Below are 17,516 nucleotides of genomic sequence, written 5' to 3'. Positions count from 1 at the left end.
CGTAGAGTGAAATTTTAAATTCAGCTATTTCAGGTCAAAAACATGGCGATGTAGAAGTTAGTCTTGCACATGCCATTTTTATCTCTTATCCTACTCAAGGTCATCTGTCTGTCAGGAAGGAGTTCCTTATGAGTGAATCGATAAGAGGTAACCACTCCCATCTGTTACTGTCAGATAGGATTTATATAGAACAGGAGCTTAACCAAGGCTCTACTTTTTATTCCATTGCAAAGGTTCTGCACAAGGATCCTACTACCATTTCAAAAGAAGTTAAAAGATCCAGAAGTATTGAATCCCCATATCAGTGGTGGGATAAATGCAGACTTTGCTGGGACTACAAAACCTGTAGGGAACGGGATGTATGTGGCGACAACAAGTACCGCAAATGTAACAAAGCTTGTCGTTACTGTTACCGCATGGATCCAACTAAGTATTGTAAGTACTTTATTCCCTATGTTTGTTATAAACCAACCAAGGCTCCATTTGTGTGCAATTCCTGCGATCATTACAGAGATTGTCCTTTAGAAAAAGCCTACTACTCTGCCACGGCCGCACAAGAAAAGTATGAGAAGAAACTGGTCAACTCAAGGAAAGGAATAAATCTCACTCCTGAGGAATTGCAGCAGCTAAACGATCTTGTTTCTCCACTGGTTCTCAACGGGCAGCCATTAAGTCATATATTTGCTGTGCATGCCGATGAGATACCTGTATGCAGACGTACTCTTTACAACTACTTCGACCAACGCGTCTTCCAGGCAAGGAACATTGATCTGCCCAGAAGAGTTCGTTATAAAAAGCGAAAGAAGCGCTCTGAACCAAGAGTAAAAAACATAGAACAGGTATACCGCAACAAGCGTACATACAAGGACTTTGAGTTCTTCATGGAGCATCATCCTGATCTCGATGTTGTCGAGATGGATACCGTTAAAGGTGGTCAGGCTAGTGGAAAGTGCCTGCTCACTCTTCTGTTTAGAAGTTGCAGTTTTATGCTTGTTATCCTATTACCAAGGTGTACTCAGGAGTGTGTCGTGAACGCTATCAACGAGCTCTACTCTACACTTGGGCCGCGCCTTTTCAAGAAATACTTTCCTGTGATTCTTACCGACAACGGGTCGGAATTCAAGAACCCCTGGGATATAGAAAAGACTGAAGATGGCAAGCAGCGCACCTATGTATTCTATTGCGATCCTTATGTGTCTAACCAGAAGGCCAGACTTGAGAAGAACCATGAATACATTCGCTATGTCATTCCAAAAGGTCGAAGCATGCACAAGTACACTCAGGAAGACATCAACCTTATGGCAAGTCACATCAATTCAACAGCCAGAGACAGCTTAAATGGAGCAACTCCATTTGACCTTGCTGAACTGCTTTTAGACAAAAGAATACCGGCTCTAACAGGACAGCAAAAAGTCTCCCCAGACTCAGTCATGTTAAAACCGGCTCTCATCAATAAATAAAAAATAGTAAGCAGACAGATGACCACTTATGTCTCAAATTTCATCAAAAATCATCCCGAGACGAGTGGAATTTAATTTTTCTCAAACTGCTCCAGTCGTCTGTTTGCCATACAACAAACAGAAACGATGAACCGATTTTATCACGTTTTTCAGAGGTCTCAAAGCACAATTTTATGAAATCATTCCTCAAAATCGCAAAAGAGACCATTTTTCATAGGTAAAGTGGAATTTACTTTTTCATTTGACCTAAAGGAAGTCAATAGAAATGTTTTAAGACAGAAATGTTTTAAATATAGTGATGGTGATTTATTCATCGCAATTAGTACCTTGAAAACTGCATGACAAATAGAGCATCGCGCAAGATGCTCTTGAAAGAAGATTTGTATGGAATTAGTTAAACGGCTTTATTGTATGGCTGATTAGATTTTTCAAGCCGATATATCAGTCTTACGAGCTTCTTAGCTGCATGGGACATAGCGACATAATAGTGCTTTCCTTCAGCTCGCTTTCTGGCAAGGTAGGCGTTGAACGTCGGATCCCAATGGCAGACATAGATAGTGGCGTTAAACAGAGCATATCGTAGATATCTGGAACCCCGCTTTTCCATTCGAGGATGACAGTTATCTAATTGCCCGGATTGATATGTAGATGGTGATAAACCTGCATAGGCAAGGATTTTATCGGCAGATTCAAATCTGCTGAAATCTCCAATCTCTGCTATGATCATGGCGCCCATACGATAGCTTATTCCAGGAATGCTAAGAATTGGAGAATTGATGGTATCCATGATAGCCTTGATTTTTCCTTCGATTTCATCAATCTCGGAATCAAGCTCACGTATCAGCTTAATGGTGTGCTTTAATTCAAGTGATTTTGCTGGCATATTTGAGCCGATAGAGGTTCTTGCTGCTTCTCGAAATGTTATTGCAACATCCTTGTCGTAATGACCTTTAGAAGATTCGGACAGTAAATTAGAAAGCCTTGTAAGATGAGCGAATGCTACTTGCTTAGCTCCAGGAAATTCGTATAGCAATGAATAAACAGAATTCATATGCAGAGTAGGAACAAGCTTTTCTAATTCAGGAAAAAGGATACAGACCAGACGAGATATAGAAGCTTTAAGCTTTGCCCGCTCTTTTACTTTATCAAAGCGATAGCGGGTTAGTGACTTGAGTTCTTCGTTGTGGTACGATGTGTCAGAGTAGGACTTTAAGTTCACATCAGACATGAGCATAGAAGCAATCGTATTGACATCTACTTTATCCGTTTTCGTCTGTCTAAGGCTTAGACTTTTTCTGTACAGATTGGTATGTAACGGATTGATAACGAAGGTGGGCAAACCTTTATCAATGAGATATCCAAGAAGATTGTAACTATAGTGTCCAGTGGCTTCTAGCCCTACTTTTACTTTAGATGCATCTTCCATTACGGTTTCTATCTTCTGATAAAGATCATTGAACCCATCGAGATTGTTTTTGATAGTGAATGTTTTGAAAACAACTTCCCCAACAGAGTTTTTGATAATGCAATCATGTTTGTCTTTAGCGACATCAATTCCTACATAGACCATATAGGACCTCCCTAATAAAAGTATTGATACTGTTTCAGATCCACAGGGCTCCTTGCAATCGTAACCTACTTCTTGATAAACCGTCATGCGGTAACTAACTGATTAACAAATATACAAAGAGACTGTGGTTGGAGCCTGTTAGAAACCGTCTATGCGGTAGGAGGAAACAACCAATCCACAGTATCTTAAACAGCATAGTCGAACCTATAGAAAAGGTAAAGAAAGACTATGACTAATACTAATAGTAGGAGGTTGTTTATGGCGAAATACCACGATAGAAAGAAAAAAACTGTATCGTTAGAGGTAAATATCGTCCCTAACAAGAGGTTGTTTATGGTGAAATACCACGATAGAAAGAAAAAACTGTATTGTTAGAGGTAAATATCGTCCCTAACAGGAGGTTGTTTATGGTGAAATACCACGATAGAAAGCGAAAAAGAGCCCTGGTAGAGGTTGATCATGCCCTAAGATGCTTTCAGCTGCTCAAAGATCTGGAGCCGGAGGTAATAACCAGCCACCGTTAGGCTTGTCCTTGATGCACATAAATCAGGGGGCTACACTGGTGAATGCGATGGTGATTCCTTGCAGCTGCTCATGAGTCTATCGCCATCGGTGACATGGCAGAAGCTCCCTGATTTACGTGGGTCAAGGATGGCGTACGGAGCCGTTACAATATAAGAAGGGGCTGTCGCACTAATTAGTGTGGCAGCCCCTTCACATTTACAATAATGTCTATCGACAATTCAATTAAACATTAATCTCCGCTGTTACACCAAGGTCATCCTTGTTAGCCTCAAGGATTGGGTTTACAACCTCAGCAAGGAACTTATCAACCTGGTGAGCACTGCAGCCAGTGTACTTGTTAGGATCCATTGCTGCCTTAAGGTCATCAAGGCTTAAGTGGAAGGCAGGATCTGCAGCGATAAGCTCAAGGAGGTTATTGTCCTTACCGTCAACCTTAACTGTCTTACCAGCTTCCATAGAAAGCTCACGGATTCTCTCGTGGAGCTCCTGTCTGTCGCCGCCAGCCTTAACAGCATCCATCATGATGTTCTCAGTTGCCATGAATGGAAGTTCTGACATAAGGCGCTTCTCGATAACCTTAGGATAAACCACAAGACCATCAACAACATTGAGGCAAAGGTCAAGAACACCATCTGTAGCAAGGAAGCCCTCTGCAATAGAAAGTCTCTTGTTAGCAGAATCATCAAGAGTTCTCTCAAACCACTGTGAAACCTCTGTGATAGCTGGGTTAAGTGTATCAACGATAACGTATCTTGAAAGAGAACAGATACGCTCACTTCTCATAGGATTGCGCTTGTAAGCCATAGCTGATGAACCGATCTGGCTCTTTTCAAATGGCTCCTCAACCTCTTTAAGATGCTGAAGAAGTCTGATATCCTGAGCCATCTTGGTAGCTGACTGGCAGATACCTGAAAGAACGTTAACTACCTTAACATCAATCTTACGGCTGTAGGTCTGGCCTGATACTGCCATGCATCCCTTGAAGCCCATCTTCTCAGCAAGCATTGGATCAAGCTTATCAACCTTGGTAAGGTCTCCATCAAAGAGCTCAAGGAAGGATGCCTGAGTTCCTGTTGTTCCCTTAGATCCAAGAAGCTTCATGTTATCAAGAACATAATCAAGATCTTCAAGGTCTAAAGTAAAGTCCTGAAGCCAGAGGCAAGCTCTTTTACCAACCGTTGTAGGCTGTGCAGGCTGGAAGTGTGTGAATCCAAGAGTAGCCTGTGCCTTATATTTATCTGCGAACTTAGCAAGCTCTGCGATTACATTAACGAGTTTCTTACGAACAAGCTTAAGAGCCTCTGTCATAATGATGATATCTGTGTTATCACCAACGTAGCAGCTGGTTGCACCAAGGTGGATGATACCCTTAGCCTTAGGGCACTGCTGGCCGTATGCGTATACATGGCTCATTACATCATGACGAACTTCCTTCTCACGGGCTCTTGCCACATCATAGTTGATGTCGTCCTTGTGGGCCTTAAGCTCATCAATCTGCTCCTGTGTAATGTTAAGTCCAAGTTCATGCTCAATCTCTGCAAGAGCGATCCAAAGCCTTCTCCAGGTTCTGAACTTCATGTCCTGTGAAAAGATATACTGCATCTCCTTGCTGGCGTAGCGCTCTGAAAGTGGGCTACTGTAACGATCTGTGCTCATAATACTCCTCCTAAACTTTATTTAGCATCTTTTAGATAGTAACATTTTCTAAGAAAAGAATCTATTCTATCATTGTCACATATTGCAAAGGCTTCCTTAACTACTTTCCTGTTGGCTTCAAGTAGCTCCATAAGCCTAAGAACTGTCTTATCATCGGACCCCTGATTAAAGGCATCCTCTATTATCCTGTCTAACCTGTCCTGATCATTACTACTTAGGGCATCATAGGAATTAACCTTTGAAAAGAACTTACACTCATCAGAAATATTTGCTGGCACTGAATTCTGGGCCCATTTCTTAAGGTGCTCCAGTTCACTCTTTGCATCCATAAGCTCCGTAAATCCCATATTTACTGGCAGGATCAGATTCTTCACTGGTCTTACATTAACATCGTATTTCCACACTGAGCGAAATACATAGATAAAATGAATAGGCTGTCCGGAAAGCCTGTACTTGTTTGAAGCCTTTGACATCTGCTGATAAATATCTTCGGCATCAACCTTTTCATAGTAGCCCTCTGTCATAATAAAGGGCGCATCCTCCATGGCATGTAGTTCAATGTCTCTATGGCGTCTACTAAAATTCGTAGCCTTTGCGTTTGCTGCAAACTCACAGGCTGTACTCCATAGCTCCTCATTCTTACCATCTGCTTTATAACAGTAGCCATGCAAAATGTGGTAAAACTGGCTCAGAATTATAAAGAAATACTTATCCTCGCCGATAGCATCAAAATAGGCCGGATTATAATATATCTTCCTGCCATCTGTAGCTGCCTTCGGAGTTTTGAAATCCTCAACCACATCAATGGCCATCAACATCTTTCCACACATAGGCTCAGTTTTAAGCACATAAAGCTTGAAAGCAAATATCTTGTCTCTTATCTGCTTTCTCTTCTCTGGGCTTATGTTATCATCTAAAGTCAGCTGAAGTTCTTTTGTAAGATCATAGCGGTTCTCGGACTTAATCCCTGCTGCCGCACTGTAAAAGCCATCATTTTTATAGGTCTGGCCATTAGTTTTAGCACCATTATTCTCTGATTTCTTATACTCTGGCTTCTTATTTTCCTGTTTCTTATTCTTTTCAACGGAATCATTAATCTTGATTCCTGCTCCCTGAGCTATATAGGCAAGCCCTACAGTTGCCAGAGCTGCCAGTCCTTTAATTATCGGTGTATTACTCATATCTTCTCTCACATATAATTCAAAACACTACTCTTAAGATCAATAGCCTCTATCCTTGCTGGATCTGAAACCTCAATGCCATTCTCATCAAAATATATGCCACTTCTCTTTCTGCGATATGACTGGAACTCCTCATCCGTAAGATAATATCTGTCCACAGAATAATAGTTCTTCCCCTGTACAACCACCCTTCTTACGCTGTTCCAGTAAAAGGTTCCAATAAGCATCTCGATCTTTACGATGACTTCTCCGTTTTCAAAAGACACATTGTCTTCGTGGAAGCAAGGAAGCATAGTATTTGGCTCCCTGAATACCTCATGATTTTTCAAACGCTGATCATTGTACCTGTCCACATCAGCAGTATCAGGATTTATGTACTCCTTCTTTTGCAAAAGAGCTATCTTCCTTGTGATATCATTTCTATCAACTTCCGCTTCGCTAAAGAATTCAAAGCTATCTCCACCAACCAGATCTATATTGGTGGTTATAGTTCTGTAAACATCAAGTCTCTGAATAGCCACAAGAGTCCTTACCTTCTTATCAAGCTGGGTAACAGGTTTAAACATAAAGGTACCAACAATGGGTGCCTCCTTAAGAGCTTTGTAAAAATCAAATTTCTTAATATAGGAACCACAAACCCTAAGCCCCTCAGATCCGCCGCAGCTGTCCTCTAAGAGTTCCTTGTACTCACTCTCTGACAGATGCAGCATAAAATCAAGCTGGCTAAGCTTATGATCTTCAGCAAAAGTCTGTCTTCCTATATGATTCAATGTATCCGGTAACTGAATCCTCATAAGCTCAGGAAGTCTTTCAAAGGAAAGAGTATTGATAACCTCTATGCCTCTTTCAACCACTATTTCCTCTATATCTGTTCTTCCGCTTACAACCTCGTTACCGATAGTTTTGATCCTATGGCCATCAATAACCGCCGGAAATACCACCTTTGGTCCCTTGCCCTTATACAAAACGATAGTGTCATCAAGGACAAGAAAATCCCCATCTGATTTCATAAACATAGCTTAGCACCACCCACATCTTCTTCGTTCTTCTTCTCGTCTCTGCATCTCATATCTTCGCTTATCAGCTGCATTTACTACCGCACTCCAGCCAATAGTTTTCCCCGTTATAGCTGATTTGTAATCATTAAGCTTAAGATCCTTATCTATAAGACCAAAGGCAAGATCTCTTAATTTCTGATCCAGTTCTTTGTTGTAGGGCTCTCTTGATATGATCCCTGCAACTCCCAAAATAGCATACCCTGCGCTTTTGGAATCCTGAGCGCCATCTATTATCTTCTGAATGAATTCATAAACTTCTCTTTCTTCCATCTAAGTCCCTTTCCGGAAACTTCCGTATTCTATCTGATATCCAGTTATCTATATAATGATTTCTCCGCCGTACCCTGTACGAAGGTAATTGTCTGCCCCATACACAAGGCCTCTAACATAATCTATAGTCCCAGGTTTGGTCTGCCTTCCGTAGAACTCGCAGATCTGACCGGCCCCGTTATGGTATATTCCGTGCTGACAACAACAGGTCTCAAAGTCTCTAAAACACTGGGTAAAAAGAAATCTCTCATCCTCCCTGGATATTATATCCTCGTAGGACACACGCTGACCCCTTGTAAAGTCATTGACCTCCATGGCAGTGATAAAGCCAGTCTTGTGAACTCCCACATCTATAGCGTAATCAAGAAATCTGTGGGCCTCCTCCCTGCTGCCGATGTAATCCTTAAGAAGAATACAGTTAAACACAAACAAGTCCTTAAAAGGCACCTCTTCCACCACTTTTCTTATCTCACTGGTGGTAGGCACTTTCCCGCCAAACAGCTCCGCATTCTTAGCATCATCATAGTGGTGCCTGCTGATGTGGATGGCATCAATATGCTCATAGTTCTTTATCTTAGTCACACTACCTATGCCACTTCCGTTAGTGTTGATGGACATTTCCACCTCAGTTCCGCATACATCAAAGCACAGGTTAATGATCTCATTAAGCAGCGTGACATCCGTAAATGGCTCTCCACCTGAAATGGAAATGCCTCGGATTAGGTTCCTCTCCTGAAGTGACAAAAGAACTGTCTTAAGTCTTTCAATATCAAGGCTCCGTCCATGCATTGAATCCCTGGCACAGCAGAAGGGACAATTGCAGCCGCAGACCTCTGTAGGAATAATCGAAAACTGCAGCTTAGGATCCTCGGGCTTTTCCATGTACTGCCCGCCGTCCTTAGCGCATATGTAGTTTTTAATAGTAATCTCTTTTCCAAAAAGATCTATGACCTTAGTCTTATTCATCCATGAAAAATCTCTCACTCACACATTTTATGTCCATTCATTAATTTCAGCTGCCGCATGATAAACTTACGGCAGCTGGGATAATCTAGTAATTATTCTGATGTACTACGCAATAACGCACGGCTCCACTTCGTTCTCGCCATGCTATGTCCATTCGGAAATCGAAATACTCACTTCGTTCGTATTTCTTCTTTCCTCATGTCCATTACATCTTCAAATACATATAATCCATTGTGCAAGCACAGGATTATATGTATTTTCATCTGCCTATTGCTCAAACTCGCCTCTAATATCTTCCTTAGGAGGGTCTACAGGGTAGTTACCTGTAAAGCATCCCTTACAGATTCCAAGGTTGCCACCAACCATCTCCTCAAGTCTTTCGATGTTGAGGTAAGCCAGTGAGTCTGCACCGATAATCTTGCAGATGTCATCAACATTTCTGTTGTAGGCAATAAGCTGATCTCTTGCAGGTACGTCCGTTCCAAAGTAGCATGGCCACAAAAATGGTGGTGATGATACTCTCATGTGAACTTCCTTGGCTCCTGCATCACGAAGCATTCTTACGATACGATCTGATGTGGTTCCTCTAACGATGGAGTCATCGATCATGATGACCCTCTTGCCCTGAACAGCGCTCTTAAGTGCATTGAGCTTAACCTGAACGGAAGACTCACGGTTCTTCTGTCTTGGCTTAATGAAGGTTCTACCAATGTAGGAGTTCTTCACAAATGCCTGTCCGTAAGGAATGCCGGACTCAAGGGCATAGCCAAGAGCTGCCACGTTACCTGACTCAGGTACACCAACAACCATGTCCGCATCAACTGGTGAATCCTTGGCAAGGAATCTACCTGCTGCGATTCTGGCGTCATATACACTGACTCCGTCTATATTACTGTCTGGTCTGGAAAAATAAATATACTCAAAGATACAACGTGCGTGCTTTTCTTTTTCAAGGCACATTGTTTTATTAGACTGAATGCCGTACTCCGGTGAGATAGTTACGATCTCGCCAGGCTCGACGTCACGAATAAAGGTTGCTCCGATGGTATCAAGAGCGCAGGTCTCAGATGCTAAGATATAGCAGTTCTCTCTTCTTCCGATTACAAGTGGCTTAAAGCCGTATGGATCCCTTGCTCCGATGAGCTTACGAGGTGACATGATAACAAGGCTGTACGCACCCTTTATCTTGAGCATAGCACGTCCAACAGCTTCTTCAACAGACTGTGAAAGAAGTCTCTCTCTTGCGATATGATATGCAATTACCTCAGAATCAATTGTAGTCTGGAAAATGGCACCAGTATATGCAAGCTCTTTACGAAGCTCTGGTGCATTGACAAGGTTACCGTTATGGGCCAGAGCCAAGGTACCCTTTACATAATTAAGAACCAGGGGCTGTGCATTCTCTCTCGTACTGCTCCCTGCTGTAGAATAACGAACATGACCAACACCGATATCACCCTTAAGCTTATCAAGAATATCCGGTGTGAAAGCCTCATTGACAAGGCCCATATCCTTGTAGCTGTTAATCTTTCCCTTAGGGCCTTCCGTTTCACTAACTGCGATACCGCAGCTCTCCTGCCCTCTGTGCTGAAGCGATACAAGTCCATAATAAATGGACTCGGCAACATCACCGCCGTCGAAGTCGTACATACCAAAAACTCCGCACTCTTCACCGAGGCGCTTGTAATTCTCAGTCCTACCTAAACTTCCCATTTAATCTCCTCATCTATAACACAAAATGTTATGCCACAAACAAGGAAATAATAACATTTACTCCCCGTTCTGACAACACTATAATCACAAAAAATCTCCAGCCACTATGGTAACTTTAGAGGCTGGAGAAAACTATTTTTACATATCCGGATAACGCTCCTCATAGCGGGAAACCATATCCAGGATTTCCTGTGTGTAATTAGGATACTGACGGGCCATATCCTCAATCTCAAGCTTAGCATTGCCGGCTACGATGTCGCGGTTATACTCCATGCGCTTACGAAGGGACTGGCGACGAACGTTGAGACTGTGGCGGATTTCCACCTCTTCGTTGTGGTTAACAAGGGCCTCCACCTGATGAAGCCAGATGTCAGGATCCTTAACACGATAGTGGCGAAGGATGTAAACAAGGTCCTTCTGGTTGGCATCCAGATTCCTCTCAGCATCCTCAAGGGCCGCACGCTCCTTAACCTCCTGAATATACCTTTCGTACATGGATGTAAGCTCTTTTGAATTCATAACTCTGTACTTAAGGCAGAGATAATCTATAAGGTTAGTATTGTTCACATAGCGGATCTTAACTGAATTCTGCAGCATGATAAGCCTTGAGATGGACTTGCGGACCGTCTTAAGCTCAAGCTGCGCATTGGTGGAATTAACATATAAAAGGGTAATAGCCACTGCGGCCAGTAGAATCGAAATCATATAGCCATAGACCACGTTAAGACCAAGGCCGTACTGAAGGGTCAAAAGAACTATGATAATAATCACCAGGACTATTCCAATCATGGTGATCAGCTTCTTACCATTACTTATGGCGTTAAGGAGCTCTTCCTCCCTGAAAAGATAGGCTTCATGCTCACCATCAAGCCTCTTAAGATCGTTTTTGATCTTCTTTTGGTAGCCCTCAGCCTCGGTAAGCCTCTTGATACCATCGCTTGCCTCGGAATGGAGCCTTTCCATTATTTCAAACTCCGCATCAGTCATGCGGTTCTTTCTCTTGTTGAACTTATCCTGCTGTTCCTGGGACTCCAGGATCTTCATGGCGCACTCATCTATCTCCGCCCTTTGTTCCTTAGGAAGCGCATTGATCTCTTCCATATCACGGAGATGACTAGTAACGTCGTTATACTCTATTTCCAGAGCATCAAGTTCCCTGGCAGCTTCCTCCATCTGCTGAAGACAGCTGTTGATGTACTCGCGCCTCTGGACCGGATCGTCCATATCAAGATCTTTTCTGGTATAGACGATATCATTCCAGTTCTCAAGCTCAGCCTGTTTCTGGAATTCACTTTCCCTTGATTTGCCAAATAACCCCTCTAAAAAGTTCACCTTACGCTACTCCCCACTTTGTCTTTGACAATGTCTCGATACTCGTTTTTAAGTTTCTGTGTGATATTTCCTACCTGCTCGTAATACTCATGCATCTTGCCCTCTGCCTTAAACACTGAAAGAGTACCAAGTACATGGTTATCCTCGCTGGCTGAATACAGCTCTTTTGCCTCATTCATGCGCTTCTCCAGCGTAAGAGAAGCATCGTAGGCATCCTCGTTATCAGCGATGTAGGAAACATACTCTTTATCCGAAAGGGACATACGCATGGCAGCCAGATACTGAAGGTAAGACTCCTTATTCCTGCCATCCTCGTAGGCCTTAAGGAACATTTCCCTGGCTCTGTCAAACAAGAAGAGCCTTGCATACATCACGCCCTCGTTGTGCTCGATCTTAGCCTTGATCTTCCTGTCGATGTCAGGAGTATTGTGTAAAAGAAATTCATACTCCTTGAAGGCCATGCTGTATCTTTCATTTTTCATAAGGAAATCCGCTCTGGACAGCTTCTTCTTGTAAATGTCCATTCCAGCGTTTTCCCTGAGAACTTCCTCTGTGTGATCTATTTCCTGTCTGGTGTTGTAGCCTGCATAATCAAGGATGGTACCTGCAAGGGATGCCATGGAACACTTCTTGGCGTACATGCTCCTAAGGTCGTCCGCAAGCTTCTCCAGTGAGCACTCCCTCTCGATCCAGTCGAACATGTCAGGTCCAATGCTCTCCTCATCAAAAAGGAAGGCGTTCTGCACCATCACATAGCACAGCTCCTCAATGCAATATACATTTCTTCCCACCCTTTCGATCTGGAAAGGTTCTTTGGCATATGTACCTATACAAAGAATCGGTTTACTCATACTCATACCTCAATATGCTGCTCCCATACCTTGCCCGTTGCAGGGAAAATCTCCCCAAAGCCAAGGTCTGTCACCTTGACCTCCACCTCATTAACTGAGCTCATGTACAGGTCTATCTTAAGTCTTGTGGTTCCCTTAGGTCTTTTCTCAAGGCCATCTAAGTAGAACTGCACCACCCTTGGCATCTTGCCGGTAAGTGGTGTTATCTGAATGTTAAGGATCCCGCTTGGATCCATGATAATGTCAAAATCCTTCTGAGCTTCAAACCAGTTAACGCCTGCATCAAGCAGGGCATAATACACTTCTGTTCCGCACTTAAGTACCTGCATTCCCAGGTTGGACTTAAGCTTATCCTCACCAAGGTATACGAATCTGCCCACTCCCTCTGTGGGACGGATCCTCTCTCTTGCTGCTATGCAGGCTCCCTTACTAAAGAGGTTGTTACCCTGGAACACGCGCCTTGTTCTGCACAGATACTCAAGGGACCTCTTAGGCCACTTCTCCTTATAGCCATCTCCAAGAAGGTAGATAGTTGAGAAGATCTTCTCGCTGCAATGTCTCTGAACAATGGCCAGGAACTCATCATCCAGCTTGTCGCAGGTCTTGTGGAAAAGAGCTGCATCCTTAGGAAAGCCCTCCTTACCAACATAGAGATCATCGTAGGTTGTGGAATCTATAGTTGCCACAACAGGGGTGGTGTTGTGGTTAAAGCTCATCTCATAAACTGTAAGATCCTCAAGATCATAGTCGCAGGCCATGATTCCATGCTGGCACAGATCATCTGGCTGATACAGCATGTAATTGTAGAAGCTCTCCTCATGGCTCTGGTAGTAAATATTCTCTGTCTTAAGCTCCAGATTGGCCGTCACTGCATTAAGGACCTGTACCATTCTGTGATCCAGTGACTTGGTGGTGAACATAATGGAATCCACCAGGTCCAGAGACAACTCCATGGACAACAGTGACAGGCTTCTCTTAATGAACAGTGTTAAAAGAGCTATGGGGTCATACTCAGCATCTGCCACCTTCACTGGCTTTCCTTCCCTTGCCGCGGATACAAGCGCATAGACAGGGACGCCATCGCCATCATCAATGTGTCTTACAGCCTCTTTGCCGTAGAACCACTGATTCACGTCCTTCTTTTTACAAAGGACAGTGGGAATATTATAAAGTTCTGCTCCCGCCAGTACTGAGAGTGTCTCCGGCATGTCTGCATCGGAGGCAAGGAAGCTTATCTGAGAGACCTTATCTCCCAGATCATATCCCAGCACAAAGCGCTTTGCTGATGAATTCTTTAAAAGCATAGTCTGTATCCTTTATCTGCTTGTATCTTCTATTGGGTAAAAGAGCCTGTTACAGGTGTATCTCTTTTCTGAATACTCAGAAAGAAGCTTATCCACAGTGTTGTAATCCTGCAGAGTCTCACCGATCATGATGTCGTTGATGATGTTGTATCTGCCAATGAGCTGGCTCTTTGTTATATCACTCTTTGAGATGGTTCCGCTTTCTGTAGCACCGCTGCTCTCACCATCTCCCTCTTCCGTAATGTAGTACTGAAGCTGTTCTCCAAAGAATAAGACAAAAGAGCATACGTAGATGCCGTCATACATCTCCAGCATATCCTTGGACTGATACTCATTGTCAGGATCCTGATCCAGTCTGTAGTGAAGTACGCAGTGGGTACCGGGCTTAGTCCTGTACTCGAGCATTGTCTTATCAAGGAACTGAACCATATCTGGCAAAAGCTCATCGTACTCCATAAAGAATGGGAAGTAGATATTCTTAAGCATCAGGCTTCGCAAGAAGCTCTTTGCCACCTCTTCGTTAAACACTTCTTCTGAGCTCTTCTCAGTTGCATAGTATCTAAGGTAAGCCAGCTTGCATACATCCTGAAGTGGGATGTTCTCAAGGGCAAGCTTTTCAATTCTCTCAAAGATGTAGCCATCAGATACACTTCCGTGAACGAAGCTGTCGTAGGCATTCTGTGAAAGGAAGGCGGTCTCAATATCGGTGTTGGGGCCGTTCTGTACGTAGCTTCTGTAGATGTCTACCTTCTCTCCAACGTAGGAGCCACTGTACATCATCTGAATAAGCATTCTCTCACAGAGAGTATAGGTATCAAGGCCAAAGGATATGGCTGCCTTGTAGATATTGCGCATCTCCTTGATGGTTCCCTGATAGTAGTTAACAAGATATCCTAAAAGCTGCTCATCATACTTGCCATTATTAAAGGCATAATAAGCAATCTCAGTCTCCGGGTCCCTTCCCTCAAACTGGTCTCTGTCCATGAGTCTGTCACAAAGTCTTAAGATAACCTTAGGGTCTGTGCCGTAGGTTCCAAAGGTTCTGACCCACTCATAGGCCTTGTCATAGAGCCCAGACATTACCATGAGCTCCAATATCTCATTTCTCTCATTATTAGTAAGCTCTGTAACCTCAATAGCCATCAGGTATTCTGTGAGCTGTCTTGTAAAGTCATTGTCATAGTAGAATCTTACCAGATTGTTCCTGATCTCATTTCTGCACTTCTTGCGAACAATCTCAGAAGCAGCCAGATCTCTGTATCTGCCTACGTTGTCCATATCAATGGTGTAAGCATTTTTACCAAGGTCACACAGGAACAGATCCAGGTTCTCCTTGCCCTTCTGGATATAAGGAATAGCATAGCCTGCGATCTTACCAGGAAGCATGAGTCTTACGTTGCTGTAAGGAATGCTGGCTGCGTATTTATTGTCCTCATGATCTGCCAAAAGGATTGCAAAGTCGCTTCCATAAAGAGGAACATAGGCCTTTCCCTCGGTCATTGGATAGCGCATCAGATCCTCGCACTTATCGTAGATAACGCATACGCTGCAGATCCTTGGATCATCGCACCTGATCTCTGATGTGTATATTACATTAAGAACCTTGGAGGCATTGGCTGCATCCACCATCTGCTTGGTAAGAAGGTTCTTGTACAGGTATCCTAAATCTCTGCTGGTCCTGCCCTTATCCAGCTGTCCCATAAGGAACTTCTCTATCTGAGGCATGTAGCTTTCGTAGAGCTCTGGGTAGGTCTCTCTATTCTCGTGGATATATCTGTAGAGAATAGCATTCTTGTCATATTCAAGGTTACTTTGATATGAGAAATACATGAGCACCATCTTACTGATCTCGCAGGGAAGAAGCCCGTCCTCATCAGTATAGATACTCATCATGTAGTATTCATAAAGTCTTGTGATCCTAAGCTCTTTATCAACGCCCTTGGCATACCATTCAAAGGCGAACTTATCAGTGATACCGCCCTTTATAAGGAGTGATACCATTGCTTCTAAGATCTCATCATTTTCTTTAGTCTCGTAGCAGCTCTTAAGGATGTTAAAGAGCTTTTTATTAAAGTTCCTTGCCCTTACAGAAAGATATACGATCTGATCAATAAGGTTAAGGCTGATGATACCTCTTTTAGCGCCGTACTCAAGAACGTACAGCTCGAACTCCTCAAGCTTGGTCAGCATTGAAGGAGATTCATTTAATATATTCATGGACTCAAGGTAGATGATAGGACTCCTTGATCCATAGGAGAACTGCTGCTCCATCATGATCCACTTGCTGGAGGAGCTTACAGTATAGTCCTCAGAAACATACTGAAGGAGCCATGCAATGCGCCAGTTATCTGGGTTCCTGCGGAATATTCCCTCAAGTCTTTCTGAAATGTCATTGATATAGCTGTCTTCTCTACTGCAAAGGCTGGAAAGATACAGGTAGTAGCTGTAGTAAGTATCGCCCTTGGCAGCTTCACACTCCCTTGCTGCCTGGTCTAAAAGCCACTTACCCTCGTTGACTCTTCCTGCAGTGATGTAGTAATGGGCTGTGTAGAGTCTGAACTCTAAGTCCTTGTCATCTATGGCATTCATCTTGGTGATGATCTTGCCTGTCTCAGAGAGCCATGCCCTTGATGTTATCTTCTTACAGCTAAAGTTCTCATAGGTTCTTACCAGCTGGATCTTAAGCTTTTTCTTTTCCTGGTAATCTGCTGTAGGGTGCATGCCAGTAAGATCCACTGCCACAGTTATAGGAAGCTCTGCCTTAACAAAGGCATTGTAGAAGGTAATCCTTCCAAAGTTGTTACCCTCGTGGAGTCTGTCAGTCTTGATCCTGATCTTGATGTGGCAGGAACTTCCAGTGAAGTCATCTTCAGTGATGGTGGTCTTATCAGGAACGATAAAGTCGCCTTCCACCTTGGTATCAAGGTGTACATAGCCCCAGCCATTTCTTGAAATGATCACATCTGTATCGTGGGAAAGACCTGTGAAGTCCACAATTAGCTCTTTTTGATCAAGGATGTAATTAACGGGTTGCTTCTTGTTGATGGCAATCAGGAATTCCTCAACATTCTGCTCGTTGTCATGCACCATTGAAAGGCCCCTGTAAAGGGACTCGTACTGGCTTTCATTGCCACTAAATATTGAAATAAACTCATGGGAATAAAAGAGGTTGACAGCCTCCTTCCAATCAGTCTTAGCCAGGTTGGCAAAGTGAAAAAGATTCTTGATGTCGCCAAGGCTGGATGCAATGTGATCCTGCCTTACATTGACAGTGTATGGGAGCAGATATTCTCCCTGATTAGAAATAATCTTAAAGTATCCCTCCAGCACATCGCCCTGGGATAATCCAATTGAATCAAATCTATAGGAGGCTTCATAGGGAGATCCGGAGAACTCCTTGGTAATAACCTCCATACGCACATCTGATGAGAAGATAAGGCCGTCTACAGGTCTGCCCTCAGGCCCGAAAATAGTGAAGGTGCCACTTGCCACCTCGCCCTGAGATAGAGATAACTCTATTCTGGGCGCAGAAAAGTCCAGGCTTCTCTCCGCAAATTCATATTTCCCCTGTAGCAGCGCATTAATAACTTCTCTCACGATTCACCCCAAAAAACAAAAAATATATCTAAT

Annotated in this window: 12 protein-coding genes; 1 reads left to right on the top strand and 11 read right to left on the bottom strand. The window is 43.3% G+C overall.

Annotation, left to right across the window (positions count from 1 at the left end):
* Nucleotides 1-128 precede the first annotated feature (128 nt).
* Nucleotides 129-1,460, top strand: coding sequence for an IS30 family transposase (locus tag T541_RS21265; protein WP_026652973.1), 1,332 nt, complete (start codon nt 129-131; stop codon nt 1,458-1,460).
* 394 nt (nt 1,461-1,854) lie between these two features.
* On the opposite strand, the gene T541_RS0117995 is transcribed toward T541_RS21265, so the two are convergent.
* The 11 genes from T541_RS0117995 to T541_RS0117935 form a co-directional block, all read right to left on the bottom strand.
* Entirely contained in the window at nt 1,855-3,030 is a 1,176-nt protein-coding gene (locus tag T541_RS0117995) for an IS110 family transposase (RefSeq protein ID WP_026653964.1), read from the bottom strand.
* Between the two features lie 747 nt (nt 3,031-3,777).
* Complete coding sequence (gene purB, locus T541_RS0117980; RefSeq protein WP_026653963.1) at nt 3,778-5,211, bottom strand: adenylosuccinate lyase; 1,434 nt, start codon at nt 5,209-5,211, stop codon at nt 3,778-3,780.
* Between the two features lie 17 nt (nt 5,212-5,228).
* Nucleotides 5,229-6,392, bottom strand: coding sequence for a DUF2201 family putative metallopeptidase (locus T541_RS0117975; RefSeq protein ID WP_026653962.1), 1,164 nt, complete (start codon nt 6,390-6,392; stop codon nt 5,229-5,231).
* Nucleotides 6,393-6,400: 8 nt separating this feature from the next.
* The gene (locus tag T541_RS0117970; protein ID WP_026653961.1) at nt 6,401-7,408 is read right to left on the bottom strand and encodes a leucine-rich repeat protein; all 1,008 of its coding nucleotides are present in this window, start codon (nt 7,406-7,408) and stop codon (nt 6,401-6,403) included.
* A gap of 3 nt (nt 7,409-7,411) precedes the next feature.
* The gene (locus T541_RS0117965; protein ID WP_026653960.1) at nt 7,412-7,720 is read right to left on the bottom strand and encodes a hypothetical protein; all 309 of its coding nucleotides are present in this window, start codon (nt 7,718-7,720) and stop codon (nt 7,412-7,414) included.
* A 48-nt stretch (nt 7,721-7,768) separates the two neighbouring features.
* Nucleotides 7,769-8,686 (bottom strand): radical SAM protein, encoded by a 918-nt coding sequence (locus T541_RS0117960; RefSeq protein WP_026653959.1) that lies wholly within the window; start codon nt 8,684-8,686, stop codon nt 7,769-7,771.
* 267 nt (nt 8,687-8,953) lie between these two features.
* The gene (gene purF, locus T541_RS0117955) at nt 8,954-10,399 is read right to left on the bottom strand and encodes an amidophosphoribosyltransferase (protein WP_026653957.1); all 1,446 of its coding nucleotides are present in this window, start codon (nt 10,397-10,399) and stop codon (nt 8,954-8,956) included.
* A 138-nt stretch (nt 10,400-10,537) separates the two neighbouring features.
* Complete coding sequence (locus T541_RS0117950; protein WP_026653956.1) at nt 10,538-11,731, bottom strand: hypothetical protein; 1,194 nt, start codon at nt 11,729-11,731, stop codon at nt 10,538-10,540.
* Nucleotides 11,728-12,582, bottom strand: coding sequence for a hypothetical protein (locus T541_RS0117945; RefSeq protein ID WP_026653955.1), 855 nt, complete (start codon nt 12,580-12,582; stop codon nt 11,728-11,730). The genes T541_RS0117950 and T541_RS0117945 overlap by 4 nt, the downstream gene beginning before the upstream one ends.
* Before the next feature lie 2 nt (nt 12,583-12,584).
* Entirely contained in the window at nt 12,585-13,886 is a 1,302-nt protein-coding gene (locus tag T541_RS0117940) for a DUF5716 family protein (protein WP_026653954.1), read from the bottom strand.
* 12 nt (nt 13,887-13,898) lie between these two features.
* The gene (locus T541_RS0117935; RefSeq protein WP_026653953.1) at nt 13,899-17,483 is read right to left on the bottom strand and encodes a DUF5717 family protein; all 3,585 of its coding nucleotides are present in this window, start codon (nt 17,481-17,483) and stop codon (nt 13,899-13,901) included.
* Nucleotides 17,484-17,516 lie beyond the last annotated feature (33 nt).

Source organism: Butyrivibrio proteoclasticus P6B7 (genome assembly GCF_000622085.1).
Classification (GTDB): Bacteria; Bacillota; Clostridia; order Lachnospirales; family Lachnospiraceae; genus Butyrivibrio; species Butyrivibrio proteoclasticus_A.
This window is presented reverse-complemented; position numbering and strand designations above follow the sequence as displayed.